The sequence below is a fragment of the Aristaeella hokkaidonensis genome, assembly GCF_018128945.1.
GTDB lineage: Bacteria > Bacillota > Clostridia > Christensenellales > Aristaeellaceae > Aristaeella > Aristaeella hokkaidonensis.
Genome location: NZ_CP068393.1, coordinates 1,186,672 through 1,203,022, shown reverse-complemented (window position 1 = coordinate 1,203,022; position 16,351 = coordinate 1,186,672). Strand labels below are relative to the sequence as shown.

Below are 16,351 nucleotides of genomic sequence, written 5' to 3'. Positions count from 1 at the left end.
CAGAATTAAAACAAAGACAGAGTTGAAAATGAAATATCGATCTTCGATCGATGTGAAATATTCGTCTACCGACGAATGTGTAAGTTGCTTTTACGGCTGCGGCCGGGGAGATCCTTCGATGCGCCTTCGGCTTGCTCAGGATGACATACTGAGAGTTGTATCTGTATATATTGAACAATAATATTGTTATTTATAGAAGCGAGCACAAAATTAATTCTTTACAAGCACAAAAATATTGTGCTATAATGTCAACAGCAAAGAGAAAAGGGGAGAAAAGTATGGCCAGGAGCGATTCGAACGGAATGACCAATAACGCCGGGATCGCATACGGAGAGCTGATCCGCCGTCAGCGGAAGGCCAAGAAAATGAACCAGGAAGAGCTGGGCGCCCTGGTGAAGGTCGGTAAGAATGCCGTAGGTGCCTGGGAAGCCGGGAGAAGCCGTCCGGACGTGGGAAGCGTTCCCGTGATCTGTGAGGCGCTGGATATCTCCCTGGAAGAGTTCTTCGGCTATCCGGATAAGAGCGGAGAGAATATCTATGACCTGAGCGGTATCCGGCCGGATGAGCGGGCAACGCTGCTGCGGAAGTATTCCTCCCTGAATCAATATAACCGGCAGGTGATCCTGCGGCAGATGGACGTACTGGCTGACATGCAGGAAGATACCAGGGTTCCGCGTAAGATCATCCGGCTGTTCCGGAACGAACTGGCTGCATCCGCCGGTCCCGGTGAAACGCTTGAAGCTACCAGGGGCGAAGAAGTGTTCCTGTTTGCTGACAGCATGACGGAGATTGCGGATGAAATCATTCGGGTCAACGGTAACAGTATGGAGCCCACCTTCGCGAATGGAGATATGGTGCTGGTGAAGCATACCGGAAGCGTACGGGAAGGCGAGATCGGCGTCTTCATCTGCGGAGATACGGGTTATATCAAGGAATACCAGAAGGACGGGCTGCACAGCCACAATCCGGCATACGCGCCGCTTACCTTCAGTGAAAATGAGCCGGTACACTGCGTGGGCCGGGTAATCGGAAAAGTAAAAGCAGACGCCTGGGCAGACGACGAGAGCGTCCGGGCCTGGGAAGAATACGAGCAGAAAGGAAGATGACAATGCAGAAGCATCCGCCGAGAAATCATGAGAAGAGAATACAGATTATGGAATATATGCTGAACTTCGCGACTGAGCAGGGCAGACAGCCCTCCGTACGGGAAATCGGAATCGCGGCGGGACTGCAGTCTACTTCCACCACGGCCGGGTACCTGAAGAGGATGGTTAATGAAGGGCTGCTGGCAAAGAGCGAGAAGGCGAAGAGGAGCTATTTTGTTACTGGATACGCTGCGGAAATGCTTAGGGGAAAAGCAAGCTGAGAGCTGCTTTTCTTACTTAAAACTGAAGACTTAAGACTGAAAAATGAATAATGGTGGAGAAAATCGCACCCTAAAGGTGCGAATTTTCTGATTGTTGTTAGGGCTTCGCCCTTAGTAAGGGATATCCGCAACCTCAAAGGTCGTGACTGTTCCGCAATCTCAGTCGGCGCAGCAGGTATCGCTAGCGCTTCAACCTGCTGCTTGCTTCGATTGACTCGTTCAGGGCGCTTTTGCTTTCGGCAAATGACCCACTGGGTCACCGCTTCCTTCGCTCCCCACTGGAGAGTTCACTCCCTTTCGGTTGACCTCACCTCTGACGGAATTTCAGCCACTGGCTGCCCTCAGAGGTTCGCCCTCCACTCGCTCGGAATGACAGCCTATGTTTGCACATTATGGAATTCGTTTAACTGGCCGAAATAGAAGAAAATAGGCGGCAAGAGCAGTGACAAAGGGACAGACACTCAGTCACATTTTCTTCGAAAACAGTGACAGACTATCAGTCCCTGCAGTCACACTCTTGCCGTTTTTGCGCAGTGGACACATTACAACTAGGAATCAATTGAATTGATCCCCGAAACAGATACACGATAAGGTGTATCTGTTTTAACATGCATAATTATCAAGACTTCTGCTTGAACTGGTGGCCACAGCGGACACAGGTGATGTCGCGTTCGCCGGATCCGCGCTTCATGCGGAGAAGGACTTTACAGTTGGGGCACTTGAAGTACTTATAGTCTTTGCTGTTCTTCATACGTTTGATGAACTGGCTGGACTTCAGCTTCCAGTTGGAGGTCAGGTCGATGTACTTCCGGTTTTCTTCAATACGCTTGGTGTTGTTACGAGAAAGCATACGGAAGACGGTTGTGACGTAGAGGGCGAAACCGACAAGGGAGAACAGACCGATGCCGGTGAAGCTGCCCAGAATGGAAGTCACAAGACCGGAAAGAAGGGTGAACATACCGAGATTGTCGGGGCCATGGCGACCCTGCATGAAAATGGCTAGACGTTCTTTGAGGCGCTGGAGAAAAGACATTTGAAGGACTCCTTTCTACGAAAGAGAAAATGAATACTGAAAACTTAAAACTTAAAACTTAAAAATGATAGTAACTTACAGTGAAAAGTTAAGAGTTAACAGTGATGACTGAAGAGTGAAAAGTGTAGAGTTGTTATGGAATGTTTTTAACAGAACATTCCATACCTTCCGCACCCACCCAAACAGCAATTGCAGAACATGTTGGCGACGATGCAGGTGAGGCAGGGATTGGAACAGATGGCGGAACGGAAATCGTAACCGCTGCTGCGGGCCTGGCGATAAGCCTGGCGGCCTGACTCAATGGTGTTCAGCAGAGCCTGGAAGTCCGGATCATTGGGTGCCATACGGACTGCGGCACGGGCATGATCGAGAGCGGAAATCCGGTTGCCAAGCCCCATATCCGCACGAGCATAGAGTGCATGCCAGTCGGCGTCATGGGTAGGAACCCGGTTGAGCTGGGTGATTGCGTCGTGATAACGGTTGGCGAGAACATGATTCTCGGCAGTCTTCAGCTCTGGATTGGAATAGTTCCGCGTACGGTAACGGGTTTGCTGCTGATAGCCGCCCTGCTGGCCGCCGAAGAAAGCGGAGAAGGGATCAAAGCCGAAGCCGAAATCCCCGAAGGGATCACCGCCCTGGCCGCCGTTACCACCGTAACTGCCCTGGCCATAACTGCCCTGGGAGCTGCCATAGCCGCCGTAACTGCCGCCGAAGGGATTGTAATAGCCTGACGCACCGGAAGAACCGGAAGAACTATAGGGATTCTGATAAGGATCCTTGCCGGTCTTCTTGATCTGCAGGGCTCGGGTATAGGCCTCATTGACCTCCCGCATCTTCTCTTCCGCGGCTTTATCGCCGGGGTTCAGGTCCGGGTGATATTTCTTGGCCAGCTTCCGGTAGGCGGATTTGATCTCGTCCTCGGTTGCGGAGGAATTCAGACCCAGTACCGCAAATGGATCATTCGGCATGGGCATCCTCCTTTCTTTGTTTCTGTTTCTTTTCGGTGATCAGCGTATAACGCTGCCACACACCGCTGTACATGACATTCCGCAGGAGATCGAGATCCTGCTCCAGGGGGAGAATCTCGAAGCTGTTGGCTGCTTCAGCGATCAGCAGCTCCAGGGTTTCCTTGCAGAAGTCTTCATAATCCGGCCGGTCATGGTAAACGTCCAGGGGATTGAAACGGCGTTTCCTGTGATCCGCGTCGTAATCCTCCCAGGCGTCCATCCAGTAGATGAAGCGGCCGAGACTGTTGCCAACTGAACGTAGTATCGGCGCCCACATGTCGTCCGGCTTTGGTACGAAGACCGCACCGAGCATTTCACCGGAAAGATTGCAGAGGCGGTCCGGATCCGGGATTGTCTTCTTTTCTTCCTTCCAGAGCTCAGAAAGAGCCTGTTCCACGGCAACGGACTGTGCCGGCCACTGGGTGCGAACTTTCTTCGCAGCCTTGCGGAAGAGGGTTTCACCGGTTTTCCCGACGAGGGAATGATCGTCCATGCGCTGGTCCTCACACTTCCAGTAGAAGAGGAGGGCATTCATATCCGCGGCATAGTCGATCATGGAAGAAGAACAGAAGGGATGCTTCTTCACAGGATGAATGCCGCAGCGGGCAGAGGCCTGGGTAGTATCCGGCTCATAGAGCGAGGAGAGAAGCAGAGCGAGGAAGGTCATGTCATTGCTGAGAGAAAGCCGGCCGGACTGGCCATGACGGCTCTTCAGCGCATGACAGACACCGCAGTAAACAGAGCGGTAACGCTGCTTCTGCTCATCCGTGAGGACTGATAAAACAGGGGCTACATATCCGAACATGACGCGCCTCCTCAGGCATCATAGGCACCATCGTCATTCTCTCCTTCAGGAGAAGAAGCATAGGTGCCGACGGACCGGAGAATGGTGTCCAGATCCTCGGATGCAGTCTTGATCCGGTATTCATCAGAACCGCGGAGCGCTTCCTCCAGAGCGGAGATGGAAACATCCAGGCGGGTCTTATCCTCGTCCTTCAGCTTCTTGCGGGCGCGGCGGGCCTGATTCAGCAAGTTCTCAGCGGCATCCCTGGTCTGCTGGGACTGCTTACGCTGTTTATCCTCAGCGGCGTAGCGCTGGGCATCCCGGATGGCGCGGTCGATTTCCTCCCGGCTCATGTTGCCGGAACCGGAGATGGTGATATCCTGGCTGCGGTTGGTGCCCAGGTCACGGGCAGTGACATGGACAATACCGTTGGTGTCGATAGAGAAGGTGACCTCAATCTGCGGTATTCCGCGAAGGGCACGGCGGATACCGGTGAGGCGGAATTTACCCAGGGACTTATTGGCAGAAGCAATTTCACGCTCCCCCTGGAGCACATTGATTTCCACACTGGTCTGGAAATTGGCGGCCGTGGTGAAAACCTGGGAATGCTGACAGGGCAGAGGAGAATTGCGGTCAATGATCTTTGCAAAGACGTCGCCCAGGGTTTCAATACCCAGGGAAAGGGGCGTGACATCGATCAAGACGATGGAGTTGACCGTGCCGGTCAGCACACCGCCCTGGAGGCAGGCACCCATGGCCACACACTCATCCGGGTTGATATCCCGGGCAGGCTCCTTACCGGTGAGGCAGCGAACCTCTTCCTGCACGGCAGGAATACGGGTGGAACCGCCGACGAGCAGCACACGGCTGAGGTCAGAAGCCTTGATACCGGCATCCGACATAGCCTGCTGTACGGGGCCGCGGGTGGCGGCAACCAGGTGGGCAGTCAGGTCATCAAAGCGGGCACGGGTCAGGGTGCATTCCAGATGCATGGGACCGGAAGCATTCTGCGCCAGAAAGGGCAGATTGATCACGGTAGAAGTGGAAGCGGAAAGCTCAATCTTCGCTTTTTCCGCGGCTTCCGCCAGGCGCTGCATGGCCATGGGGTCCTTGGAAATATCCACATGATGCTCCTTACGGAACTCTTCCAGGAGCCAGCCGACGATACACTGGTCAAAGTCATCGCCGCCCAGGTGGTTATTACCGGCAGTGGCAAGCACTTCAATGGTATCGCTGTTGATTTCCAGGATACTGACGTCAAAGGTGCCGCCGCCCAGGTCATAAACCATGACGCGGCAGGGCATACCCTTATCAAAACCGTAAGCCAGAGCGGCGGAAGTGGGCTCATTGATAATACGCAGGACGTTGAGGCCGGCGATGAGACCGGCATCCTTGGTAGCCTGGCGCTGGGCATCGGAGAAATATGCAGGAACAGTGATTACCGCATCGGTAACAGGTTCACCGATATAGCTTTCCGCATCCGCCTTGAGCTTCTGCAGGATCATGGCAGAAATTTCCTGGGGCGTATAGCTTTTGCCATCCACCTGGAAACGCTTGTCTGAACCCATATCCCGCTTAACAGAGGAGAATGTACGGGAAGCATTTGTAACGGCCTGGCGCTTCGCGGTCATTCCGACAAGACGCTCGCCGGATTTTGTAAAGGCAACAACAGAAGGCGTTGTACGACCACCCTCAGCATTCGGGATCACGACCGCACGGCCGTTTTCCATGAAGGAAACGCAAGAGTTGGTGGTACCAAGATCGATACCGATTGTACGGGACATAGATGATATTCCTCCGGAATATGAATTTTAACTTAAAACTTTGTGATCGCCGTGACCCATCCTTGCATCACTTCGCTCGCAACGATGGACGGCTGTAACATGGGAGGCATATACCGCATCTTCAATCGTCGTGACTTCCCACTGGGAAGGTCACTCGTTTCAGATGACCTCAGCTCTGACGAGATTTCTGCCACTGGCAGTCGTCAGAGCTTCGCCCGTGCTGAAGCACGGATGCCTCCTCAATAACTTAAAACTTAAAAATGGCGGAAGAAAAATCCCAGATGGGATTTTTCCTAGAATATAATATAGAAGGTTTTTCAAGGATAAGAGAATGTAATGTGAAAGATAGGTGAAAAAAGAGGAGAATTGATCCGCCATGAGGCGGATTGTCGCCTTCGGCGAATGATATGTTGCTGCGCAACATGATATATCGACTTCATGTCGATATGATAGATTCGACTGCGTCGAATATGATATTTTTGACTACGTCAAAAGTGATTATAGTGTTTAGCCATATATATGCAGGTGTGATAGGCAAGGAATAACTAATGATGGAAGAAAAATTGAGTAAATAGTTGAGTTGATTAGAATTGACAGGTTATTGTATACAATTTGTTTTTTGGCTATGCCGGTGGTAAGATAAACCGTAAGGAGCGTGAAATTATGGAAAGACCCAACGCATGGAAAAACTACACGAAGACCGATCTCAAGAAGCTTGAGACGATCGCAAAGGAATACAAGGCTTTTATTGACGCCGGAAAGACAGAGCGGGAATGTGCCGTGCTGGCCATCGACGCACTGGAAAAGGCCGGATACGTGAACATGGAAAGCCTGATCGGCGGCAAGAAAAAGCTGAAGGCCGGAGACAAGGTATACGTGAACCGGATGGGGAAAGCCGTACTGACATTCCACATCGGTAAGAAGCCGCTGGTGGAAGGCATGAACATTGTGGGCGCACATATCGACAGCCCGCGGCTGGACCTGAAGCAGAATCCCCTGTACGAAGACAACGACTTCGTGCTGGCAGACACCCACTACTACGGCGGAATCAAAAAGTACCAGTGGACCACACGGGAACTGGCACTGCATGGCGTGGTAGCAAAGAAGGACGGAACTACCGTACAGATCTGCATCGGTGAGAAGGATGACGATCCGGTGGTTGGCATCACCGACCTGCTGATTCACCTGAGCCACGACCAGATGGAGAAGAAACTGAGGGAAGCCATCACCGGCGAAAGCCTGGACATCATGCTGGGCGGAAAGCCGCTGAAGGACGAAGAAAAAGAGCCTGTGAAGGCTCAGATTCTCCAGATCCTGAAAGAAATGTACGGGATCGAGGAAGAGGATTTCTACTCCGCTGAAATCGAAGCTGTTCCCGCAGGCAAGGCAAGAGACTTCGGTCTGGACCGGAGCATGATCATGGGCTACGGCCACGACGACCGTGTCTGCGCATTCGCAGAACTGAAGGCTGTGCTGGATCTGCCGGCTGTGCCGGAATATACCTGCTGCGGCATGCTGGTGGACAAGGAAGAAATCGGCAGCGTCGGCGCGACAGGCATGCGGGCCAACTACCTGGAGAACTCCGTAGCAGAGCTGCTGGAGCTGATGGGCGGATACAGCGAACTGAATGTGCGCCGTGCCCTGCAAAACAGCCGGATGCTGAGCTGCGACGTGAGCGCGGGCTTTGATCCCCTGTATGCATCTGCTTTTGAAAAGAAAAACTCCGCCATGCTTGGCAGAGGCGTATGCTTCAACAAATATACCGGATCCGGCGGCAAGGGCGGCTCCAACGACGCGAACGCAGAGTTCATCGCCAAGCTGCGCAAGATCATGGATGACAACAAGGTATGCTGGCAGACAGCTGAACTGGGCAAAGTTGACCAGGGCGGCGGCGGAACGATCGCCTACATCTGTGCCCTGTATGGCATGGAAGTCATCGACAGCGGCGTGGCCGTGCTGAACATGCATTCTCCGATGGAAGTGATCAGCAAGGCTGACCTGTATGAATCCGTGAAGGCTTACAAGGCCTTTATGATCAACGCGTAAGGATAGCCGCGGCGGCATTCATGGCTGCCGGAAGGGTAAGATCCTTCAGCCGGGAAACCGGAACAAACTCATAACCCGCAGGCGCGGAAGCAGACGCTTCCGCGTCTGTTTCATATATGTGCATAAGCCAGATCTGGTGGGTGAAGACATGGCGGGCGGTACCAGCATCCCGGAGGGGACTGAAGGACAGGTGAAGCTTCTTGCAAGCAACAGGCAGAAGTTCTTCCGCAGAAGAATCACCCTCCAGCATCGGGAAACACCAAAGACCCTGAAGAAGACGCTCCGTACGCTGGCGCATGAGCACCCGATCACCCGAATGGATGATCAGCAGAGAATAGGGAATTACCTTCTGGGGCTTTGCTTTGGGCAGGACAGGAAGATCAGCCGCGTCTCCGGCCTTGAAAGCATCACAGAAGGAAGAAAGCGGGCAGCGGGCACAGTCCGGTGTGCCTGGTACACAGACAGTTGCACCCAGATCCATAACAGCCTGGTTATGATCTCCGGGACGCTCCTGCGGAACGAGAGCCGCTGCAAGGGACTCGATCCGGCGGCGGGTTTCCGGTTCCAGTGCGTCTGTACGGATTCCGTAAATCCGGGACATGACACGGATGACATTACCGTCCACAGCGGGGATCGGGACGTCATAAGCAATGGAAGCGATCGCTCCGGCTGTATAGGGGCCGATACCCTGGATCTTTTTCATCTTCTCCGGATCACGGGGCAGAACGCCGTCATATTCCTCCATGACCTGGCGGGCACCCTTCCAGAGATTACGGGCACGGGAATAATAACCCAGCCCTTCCCAGGCCTTCAGGACATCTTCCTCCGGCGCATCAGCCAGGGCGGCAAGGGAAGGGAAACGGGCAAGAAAACGATCATAATAGGAAAGAACGGTTTCCACACGGGTCTGCTGCAGCATAGCTTCGCTGACCCAGGTACGATAGGCATCATGAAAGCCGCGCCAGGGCAGATCCCGGGCACAGCGGTCATACCAGTCCAGAAGGGCAGCAGTCAGCTTTTCCATACAACAAACTCCTGTGTAAAATGGTCAGAAGGATTGTAACACAAGGATTCCAGCAGAAGAAATGAAGAAATACGACGAAAACCGGAGTAAACACAAGTAAAAAAGAGTAAAAACAAGAAAAATACATAATTACGGGCCCGTAATCACTTGCGCTAAAAGGGTAAAAGCATTATATTACTCTCTGGTTGTTAGCACTCCGTATGTTCGAGTGCTAAAATCAAGCAAACGAACGAACAGGAGGAAATAAATCCATGACTGTGAAGCCGTTGGGTGACCGCGTTGTCATCAAGAATTGCGAAGCAGAAGAAACCACCAAATCCGGCCTGATCCTGACCAGTGCCGCTAAGGAAAAGCCGCAGATGGCTATTGTTATTGCCGTAGGTCCCGGAGGAAATGTGGACGGCAAGGAAATCACCATGAACGTGAAGGCTGGCGAGAAGGTTATCTATTCCAAGTACGCCGGCACCGAAGTTAAGGTGGACGGGGAAGAACTGATTATCGTACGGCAGAGCGATATTCTGGCTGTTGTCGAATAATAGGAAAAAGTTGATTTAAAAATGAAATATTGAATCGCAATGCGATTCAATATGAAATATCCGGCTCCGCCGGATGTGAAATATTGGCCAAAGGCCAATGTGAAATATTCGCTTTGCGAATGTTAGATGAATAAAGGAGACTTGAGAATATGGCTAAGAAGATTCAGTTTGGCGAAGAAGCGCGCCGGAGCCTGGAAAAGGGCGTTAACGCGCTGGCCGATACCGTGAAGATCACCCTGGGACCGAAGGGCCGCAACGTTGTGCTGGATAAGAAGTACGGCGCTCCCCTGATCACCAACGACGGTGTGACCATCGCGAAGGAAATCGAACTGGAAGATCCCTTTGAAAACATGGGTGCCCAGCTGGTGAAGGAAGTTTCCACCAAGACCAATGACGTTGCCGGCGACGGCACCACCACCGCCACCCTGCTGGCCCAGGCTATCATCCGTGAAGGCCTGCGCAACCTGGCAGCCGGCGCTAACCCCATGATCCTGCGCAAGGGCATCCAGAACGCGACTGAAGCGGCTGTGGAAGGCCTGAAGGAACTGAGCCAGCCCATCAACGGCAAGCAGGCTATTGCCCAGGTTGCCGCCAACTCCGCTGCTGACGAGAACATCGGTAAGCTTATCTCCGACGCAATGGAAACTGTGGGCGCCGACGGCGTTATCACCGTTGAAGAAAGCAAGACCATGACCACCGGCATGACCACCGTGGAAGGCATGCAGTTCGACCGCGGTTACTCTTCCGCCTACATGGTCACCGATACCGAAAAGATGGAAGCTGTTCTGGATGATCCGCTGATCCTGATCACCGACAAGAAGATCAGCGCCATTCAGGAAGTCCTGCCCGTGCTGGAGCAGGTTGTGCAGACCGGCAAGAAGCTGCTGATCATTGCTGAGGACGTTGAGGGCGAAGCCCTGAGCACCCTGGTTGTGAACAAGCTGCGCGGCACCTTCACCTGCGTGTCCGTCAAGGCTCCCGGCTTCGGCGATCGCCGCAAGGAAATGCTGCAGGATATCGCTATCCTGACCGGCGGTACCGTGATCTCCTCTGAGACCGGTATGGAACTGAAGGAAGCTACCGTTGACATGCTGGGCAAGGCCCGCCAGGTCAAGGTTAACAAGGAAACCACCACGATCGTGGACGGCGCCGGCGACAAGGAAGCCATCAAGAACCGTGTTGCCCAGATCCGTGCACAGATCGCTGAAACCACCAGCGACTACGACCGTGAAAAGCTGCAGGAGCGCCTGGCCAAGCTGGCCGGCGGTGTGGCAGTGATCCAGGTCGGTGCCGCGACGGAAGTCGAAATGAAGGAACGCAAGATGCGGATCGAAGACGCCCTGAGCGCCACTCGTGCTGCAGCTGAAGAAGGTATCGTGCCCGGCGGCGGAATCGCCCTGCTGAACGTGATCCCGAAGGTTGCCGCCCTGCTGGACAACTGCGCCGGCGACGAGAAGACCGGTGTGTCCATCGTGCTGCGCGCCCTGGAAGAGCCGATCCGTCAGATCACCCTGAACGCCGGTATCGACGGCAGCGTGATCGTTGACCACATCAAGTCCGCCCGGAAGCCCGGCTACGGCTACGACGCCCTGAAGGGTGAATATGTGGACATGGTTGAACGCGGCATCATCGATCCTACCAAGGTTACCCGCAGCGCGCTGCAGAACGCGGCGTCCATCGCGGCGATGATCCTGACCACCGAAAGCCTGGTGGCAGATATTCCTGAACCCGAACCCGCTGCACCCGCTGGAGCAGGAATGGGAGGCATGTATTAATTTCTTAAATAAACTGGTTTATTTAAGAAATTGCAAAAAGGCGACTGTGATACAGTCGCCTTTTTGAATGAATACTGAAAACTTAAGACTTAAAACTTAAAAATGAGATATCAAAAGACGTCTGCAAAAGCAGATGTCTTTTGTACTTAAAACTTAAAACTGAAGACTTAAAAATGAATAATGGCGGAGAAAACCATTTATGATGAATCATAAATAGTTTTATAAGTAAAAACACATAGGAAAGTGGCGAGTTCACAGGATGTTCATGTGGTTTTCAGGGAAAGGAACTTGATTAAAAGAGCGGGAAAGAATACAATATTGCACAGTAAACGCCAGGAAGGAAGATGCACTATGCCGATTAAGATTTCCAATGAACTGCCGGCGTACAAAACGCTGACGGATGAGAATATCTTCGTGATGACGGAAAACCGGGCAACGACCCAGGATATCCGTCCGCTGCGAATCGCCATCGTGAATCTGATGCCCACGAAGATCGATACCGAAACGCAGCTGCTGCGCCTGCTGGGAAACACCTCACTGCAGGTGGAAACCGAGCTGGTGAAGATGAAGAGCCATGTGTCAAAGAATACGTCGGCAGAGCACCTGACTGCCTTTTATAAGGAATTTGACGATATCCGCAACCAGAACTTTGACGGTATGATTATCACCGGCGCACCGGTGGAACAGATGCCCTTTGAAGAAGTGGAATACTGGGACGAACTGTGCGAGATTATGGAGTGGAGCAAGAAGCATGTACACAGCACCTTCCATATCTGCTGGGGCGCGCAGGCAGCGCTGTACTACCACTTCGGCATTCCGAAAATTCCGCTGGAGAAGAAGCTGTTCGGCGTATTCCAGCACAAAGCAGAGCGGAAGAACTACATTCTCCTGCGCGGCTTTGATGACGTGTTTATGGCTCCTCACAGCCGGCACACCACAGTACGCCGCGAAGACCTGGAAAAGTGCGGAAAGCTCAAAATCCTGGCTTCCTCCGACGAAGCAGGCGTTTACGCAATGATTACGGAGAACGGCCGGCAGGTGTTCATTATGGGACACAGCGAGTATGATCCGCGGACACTGGAAAAAGAGTACCTGCGGGACAAGAACGCGGGACTGCCGATTGAGGTTCCGAAGAACTATTATCCGAATGACGATGATACCCAGGAACCGCTGGTCACCTGGCGCAGCCACGCAAACCTGCTGTATGCCAACTGGCTGAACTACATGGTCTACCAGACCACACCGTATGATCTGAACGAGATCAATGAATGAAAGGAAGAACAAAATGCTGCAGGATATACTGACAGATAAAAAAGCCCTGTTTGCTGACGGCGCTCATACCGAACTGCGCGGACAGAACAACAGAACCCGCAGAGCCGTTCTGCTGAACGGCGCCCTGATGGGAAACGTACGCTCCGACGTATCCGGTGTTTCCGCCCGGGTATATGAGGGCGGCGTATACGGTTTCTCCTCCATGGCCGAATATACCGGCGAGGCGGCAGAAATGGTACTGAAGGCCGCGACAGAGAACGCTGCCTTCATGAACAAGCACGCAGGAATTGGAAAGCCTGCCCTGCCGAAAATGGCACTGAAGCAGATGCCCACACAGGAAGATATCAAGGACGCGGAGCAGAAGCTTTATGTGGATTTTGCCCGTGAGGCAGACGCATACATCACCAAGAAGTATCCGAACCTGGTCAGCCGCACAATCGTTGCCATGGAAGACTCCATGGAGAAGCTGATTGTGACCTCTGACGGGGCAAGCGGACACATCCTGGCTCCCAGATCCTATATGTACGTCGTACTGACGGCGCAGACGGACGCAGGCACGCCGGTGGAACTGTTCCAGGCGTTCGGCGGAAGCGGCGTATTCGGCGACAACTTTGCCGATCCAACCAAGCTGCATGTGGAGATTGACGACCTATATGAAAAGCTGATGCAGAAGCGGGAAGGCGTATACGCGGACGCTGGCGAAAAGACCGTAATCCTGGACGGTATGATGAGCGGCATGCTGAGCCATGAAGCTGTGGGCCATACCGTGGAAGCGGACCTGGTGCTGGGCGGCAGCGTAGCAGGCCCGTGCCTGAACAAGCGGGTGGCCAGCGACCTGGTGACCCTGACAGACTTTGCACATACCGCCTTCGGCGAGAAGTGCCCGCTGCCGGTGTACATCGACGATGAAGGCACCGAAGCGACCGATTCTCCGCTGATTGTGAATGGTATACTGACCGGATACATGAACAGCCGGGAAAGCGCACAGCACTTCGGCATGACGCCCCAGGGCAACGCCCGTGCATGGCTGTTCCAGGATGAACCGCTGATCCGGATGCGCAATACCTCCATCCACCCCGGCAAAGACAAGCTGGAGGACATGATTGCATCCGTGGACGACGGATACTACCTGATCCAGTCCAACAACGGACAGGCAGACACGACCGGCGAATTCATGTTCGGCGTGACAATGGGATACGAAATCAAGAACGGCAAGCTCGGCAAGGCCCTGCTGGATACCACGATTTCCGGCGTGGCTTTCGAGATGCTGAAGACAGTTGACATGGTCAGCGATAAGGTTGTGTGGGTGAGTTCCGGTATGTGCGGAAAGAAACAGCCGATGCCGGTAGGCATGGGCGGCCCCGCGCTGCGCTGCAAGGTTAAGATCGGAGGCCGATAAGATGGATAGAATGAAAGAACTGGCCAGAGAGATCCTGGCAGAAGCAAAAGCGAAGGGCGCAGAATATGCCCAGTGCAGCGTCAGCGAGGGCGAGAAAAAGGAATTCAATGTGGACGGCGGCAGATTCTCCCTGATGAGATCACTGTTTAACCGCAACGTCACCATTACGCTGCTGAAGGATCAAAAGAAGGGCACAGTAGCGATCAACAAGTTTGATATTGAAACGGTGAAGAATGCCGTTTCTGACGCGATAGCGGCTGCGGAAAGCGGTCAGCCGGACGAAGCATGGGAATACGCCAAAGAGCCCGTTGAAAAGGAATATACGGACGGCGCCCCGGAATGCGATACCGACAAGCTGTTCATGCGGACAAAGGAACTGCTGGAGAGCATCAAGGAGAAGCACCCGACGATCCTGATGGAGCAGATGATCACCGAACATAACAGCGGCACAGAAGTGTTTATGAACACAAACGGCGTGAACTATGTGACGAATTACGGCGCATACACTTTCAGCCTGATGTATTCCGCACATGAAGGAGAGAAGAGCACATCCTTCTATGGCAGCGATATCACGCTGAAGACGCTGGATAAGCCGGTGCTGGAATGCGGCAAGATCGACTGGGAAATCAGCATGGTTGAAAAGCAGCTGGATCCGATCTCCCTGGAAGGAAAATTCAACGGACCGGTGATCCTGGCTCCCATGGCACTATATGAGATCGTACTGGGTACGATTATGGGCAACTTTGTCGGCGACGCCTGCATGATCGATGGCACCAGCATATGGAAAGACAAGCTGGGCGAACAGGTGGCAGATCCGCGGTTCAACATGAGCTCTGAACCCTACAACGACGACGTTGTGGTTCCGAACCGGCACACCGCGGAAGGATACGAGACAGAGAACTTTGACCTGATTAAGGACGGAAAGCTGAACAGCTTCTGCCTGAGCCAATACGCCGCAAACAAGACCGGAAACAAACGTGCCGGAAACGGCGGAAGAAACATGCACGTTGCGGCCGGCGAAAAAACGCTGGAAGAGATCATCAGCGGAATCGACAAAGGACTGCTGGTCATGAGATTCTCGGGCGGACAACCGGCGGCAAGCGGTGAGTTCTCGGGAGTGGCAAAAAATAGCTTCCTGATCGAGAATGGGAAAATAACGGCAGCGATAAGCGAGACGATGATCAGCGGGAATGTACCCGACATGCTGGTAAACATTCGCGATATCAGTAAAGATATCGCGAATGATGGGAACAACTCGCTGCCGTTCATTGCCTTCGATGGAATCACCATCTCAGGCAAGTGATTGTTTATTTGATACCAAATAAACAAATTGTTTGATAAAGGCGCTGCGCGCACTTTATCAAAATGATATGTTGCTTCGCAACATGATATATTCGCTTAATGCGAATATGATAGATAAGGCGGGGACACTAACGTGTCGCCGCCTTATATGATATATCCCGCATAAATGCGGGATGTGATTATAGTGTTTAAACCTAATATTGGATACGTGAGAGAAAGGAAAAAGTAAAACAGAAGGTTAAAAGACTTGATTATTTGATAAAGGCGCTACGCGCACTTTATCAAAATGATATGTTGCTGCGCAACATGATATATTTTGCTTCGCGAAATGTGATTATAGTGTTTTGGCCTATCTATCTATTTGTTTTTTGCAAAGGGTAAAGCATGGTAGAAGGGTGAAAACACAAAAGAGAACACGGTCCGGTTTGGCGGACACAGAATAGGAACGATCTCTTGACTGACTAAGCTCAGGTTTCAGATGGACAGTCAAGCCCACGAAGTGGCGTAAGCGAAGGCTTTACTGGCCTATTGAAACCTGATAGGAAGAATGGAGAGATCGTTCCCAATTCTTCTTTATGAGTCGCGGTTTTGTTTGGTTGTTGTGATGGATGAGATCAGAAGACGACGGATCACACCACACTGGTTTTTAAGGGAACGGACAGCCTCAGGTGAGGCAAGGTTGGCACGAGAAAGTAGCTCAAGCCAGTAATCTGCCTCATAGGATTCTTTCAAGGCTATTTCCAGCTTGGAAATGAAATCAGATTTGCTCTGGGCATAATTTGATTCATGGATATTGGCTCCGATAGATGTCGCACAGCGCTCCAACTGATTGCAAAGGGAAGAATGACCCTTCACGTTATCAAGAAGCCGGATAATATCTACAGAAAAGTCTATGGACATTGAAACAAGCTTATTCTCTTTCATGCAGATCACCTCAGAAATGTATATGAAAAGTATATAAAATGACGTGATTTAAGGCAAGAAGAAAGAGACACATGATAAACAAAAAATTACCTTGACAAA

The 16,351-nt window shown here is 52.4% G+C and carries 14 protein-coding genes; 8 read left to right on the top strand and 6 right to left on the bottom strand.

From position 1 onward, the window contains the following. Positions 1–278: 278 nt before the first annotated feature. Both JYE49_RS05575 and JYE49_RS05570 read left to right on the top strand, forming a co-directional pair. Positions 279–1,106 carry a helix-turn-helix domain-containing protein gene (locus tag JYE49_RS05575; protein WP_179217468.1) on the top strand — a complete coding sequence of 276 codons (828 nt, stop codon included), beginning with the start codon at positions 279–281 and terminating at the stop codon, positions 1,104–1,106. Between the two features lie 2 nt (positions 1,107–1,108). Continuing rightward, the gene (locus JYE49_RS05570) at positions 1,109–1,366 is read left to right on the top strand and encodes a LexA family protein (protein ID WP_179217467.1); all 258 of its coding nucleotides are present in this window, start codon (positions 1,109–1,111) and stop codon (positions 1,364–1,366) included. 619 nt (positions 1,367–1,985) lie between these two features. On the opposite strand, the gene JYE49_RS05565 is transcribed toward JYE49_RS05570, so the two are convergent. The 4 genes from JYE49_RS05565 to dnaK all read right to left on the bottom strand — a co-directional run bounded on the left by JYE49_RS05565 (position 1,986) and on the right by dnaK (position 5,974). Further along, the gene (locus tag JYE49_RS05565) at positions 1,986–2,399 is read right to left on the bottom strand and encodes a hypothetical protein (protein ID WP_093956455.1); all 414 of its coding nucleotides are present in this window, start codon (positions 2,397–2,399) and stop codon (positions 1,986–1,988) included. A gap of 146 nt (positions 2,400–2,545) precedes the next feature. Beyond that, entirely contained in the window at positions 2,546–3,367 is an 822-nt protein-coding gene (locus JYE49_RS05560) for a J domain-containing protein (protein WP_179217242.1), read from the bottom strand. Further along, positions 3,357–4,211, bottom strand: coding sequence for a DUF5685 family protein (locus JYE49_RS05555; protein ID WP_093956453.1), 855 nt, complete (start codon positions 4,209–4,211; stop codon positions 3,357–3,359). The genes JYE49_RS05560 and JYE49_RS05555 overlap by 11 nt, the downstream gene beginning before the upstream one ends. A gap of 11 nt (positions 4,212–4,222) precedes the next feature. Continuing rightward, positions 4,223–5,974 carry a molecular chaperone DnaK gene (gene dnaK, locus JYE49_RS05550; protein ID WP_093956452.1) on the bottom strand — a complete coding sequence of 584 codons (1,752 nt, stop codon included), beginning with the start codon at positions 5,972–5,974 and terminating at the stop codon, positions 4,223–4,225. A gap of 663 nt (positions 5,975–6,637) precedes the next feature. Here dnaK and JYE49_RS05545 point away from each other — a divergent pair. Then, positions 6,638–8,020: an aminopeptidase gene (locus JYE49_RS05545; RefSeq protein WP_093956451.1), complete on the top strand. Its 1,383-nt coding sequence runs from the start codon at positions 6,638–6,640 to the stop codon at positions 8,018–8,020. On the opposite strand, the gene mutY is transcribed toward JYE49_RS05545, so the two are convergent. Next, a complete protein-coding gene (gene mutY, locus JYE49_RS05540) occupies positions 8,010–9,044 on the bottom strand; it encodes an A/G-specific adenine glycosylase (protein WP_093956450.1) in 1,035 nt (344 codons plus the stop codon). The genes JYE49_RS05545 and mutY overlap by 11 nt on opposite strands. A gap of 251 nt (positions 9,045–9,295) precedes the next feature. Between mutY and JYE49_RS05535 the strand changes: the two genes are divergently transcribed. The 5 genes from JYE49_RS05535 to JYE49_RS05515 all read left to right on the top strand — a co-directional run bounded on the left by JYE49_RS05535 (position 9,296) and on the right by JYE49_RS05515 (position 15,329). Continuing rightward, the gene (locus JYE49_RS05535; RefSeq protein ID WP_093956449.1) at positions 9,296–9,580 is read left to right on the top strand and encodes a co-chaperone GroES; all 285 of its coding nucleotides are present in this window, start codon (positions 9,296–9,298) and stop codon (positions 9,578–9,580) included. 149 nt (positions 9,581–9,729) lie between these two features. Next, entirely contained in the window at positions 9,730–11,355 is a 1,626-nt protein-coding gene (gene groL / locus JYE49_RS05530) for a chaperonin GroEL (RefSeq protein ID WP_093956448.1), read from the top strand. Positions 11,356–11,706: 351 nt separating this feature from the next. Then, positions 11,707–12,627, top strand: a complete 921-nt coding sequence (gene metA, locus JYE49_RS05525; protein WP_093956447.1) for a homoserine O-acetyltransferase MetA — start codon at positions 11,707–11,709, stop codon at positions 12,625–12,627. 13 nt (positions 12,628–12,640) lie between these two features. Further along, positions 12,641–14,026 carry a TldD/PmbA family protein gene (locus JYE49_RS05520; protein WP_093956446.1) on the top strand — a complete coding sequence of 462 codons (1,386 nt, stop codon included), beginning with the start codon at positions 12,641–12,643 and terminating at the stop codon, positions 14,024–14,026. Between the two features lies 1 nt (position 14,027). Next, positions 14,028–15,329, top strand: coding sequence for a TldD/PmbA family protein (locus tag JYE49_RS05515; RefSeq protein ID WP_093956445.1), 1,302 nt, complete (start codon positions 14,028–14,030; stop codon positions 15,327–15,329). Between the two features lie 572 nt (positions 15,330–15,901). On the opposite strand, the gene JYE49_RS05510 is transcribed toward JYE49_RS05515, so the two are convergent. Then, positions 15,902–16,252 (bottom strand): four helix bundle protein, encoded by a 351-nt coding sequence (locus JYE49_RS05510; protein WP_093956444.1) that lies wholly within the window; start codon positions 16,250–16,252, stop codon positions 15,902–15,904. Positions 16,253–16,351: the final 99 nt, after the last annotated feature.

What these genes read in the sequence shown, in the direction of transcription:
- JYE49_RS05555 (WP_093956453.1), bottom strand. Translation starts at nt 4,211, where the DNA reads ATGTTCGGATATGTAGCCCCTGTTTTATCAGTCCTCACGGATGAGCAG.
- metA (WP_093956447.1), top strand. Translation starts at nt 11,707, where the DNA reads ATGCCGATTAAGATTTCCAATGAACTGCCGGCGTACAAAACGCTGACG.
- mutY (WP_093956450.1), bottom strand. Translation starts at nt 9,044, where the DNA reads ATGGAAAAGCTGACTGCTGCCCTTCTGGACTGGTATGACCGCTGTGCC.
- JYE49_RS05535 (WP_093956449.1), top strand. Translation starts at nt 9,296, where the DNA reads ATGACTGTGAAGCCGTTGGGTGACCGCGTTGTCATCAAGAATTGCGAA.
- JYE49_RS05560 (WP_179217242.1), bottom strand. Translation starts at nt 3,367, where the DNA reads ATGCCGAATGATCCATTTGCGGTACTGGGTCTGAATTCCTCCGCAACC.
- JYE49_RS05510 (WP_093956444.1), bottom strand. Translation starts at nt 16,252, where the DNA reads ATGAAAGAGAATAAGCTTGTTTCAATGTCCATAGACTTTTCTGTAGAT.
- JYE49_RS05575 (WP_179217468.1), top strand. Translation starts at nt 279, where the DNA reads ATGGCCAGGAGCGATTCGAACGGAATGACCAATAACGCCGGGATCGCA.
- JYE49_RS05565 (WP_093956455.1), bottom strand. Translation starts at nt 2,399, where the DNA reads ATGTCTTTTCTCCAGCGCCTCAAAGAACGTCTAGCCATTTTCATGCAG.
- JYE49_RS05570 (WP_179217467.1), top strand. Translation starts at nt 1,109, where the DNA reads ATGCAGAAGCATCCGCCGAGAAATCATGAGAAGAGAATACAGATTATG.
- JYE49_RS05545 (WP_093956451.1), top strand. Translation starts at nt 6,638, where the DNA reads ATGGAAAGACCCAACGCATGGAAAAACTACACGAAGACCGATCTCAAG.
- groL (WP_093956448.1), top strand. Translation starts at nt 9,730, where the DNA reads ATGGCTAAGAAGATTCAGTTTGGCGAAGAAGCGCGCCGGAGCCTGGAA.
- dnaK (WP_093956452.1), bottom strand. Translation starts at nt 5,974, where the DNA reads ATGTCCCGTACAATCGGTATCGATCTTGGTACCACCAACTCTTGCGTT.
- JYE49_RS05515 (WP_093956445.1), top strand. Translation starts at nt 14,028, where the DNA reads ATGGATAGAATGAAAGAACTGGCCAGAGAGATCCTGGCAGAAGCAAAA.
- JYE49_RS05520 (WP_093956446.1), top strand. Translation starts at nt 12,641, where the DNA reads ATGCTGCAGGATATACTGACAGATAAAAAAGCCCTGTTTGCTGACGGC.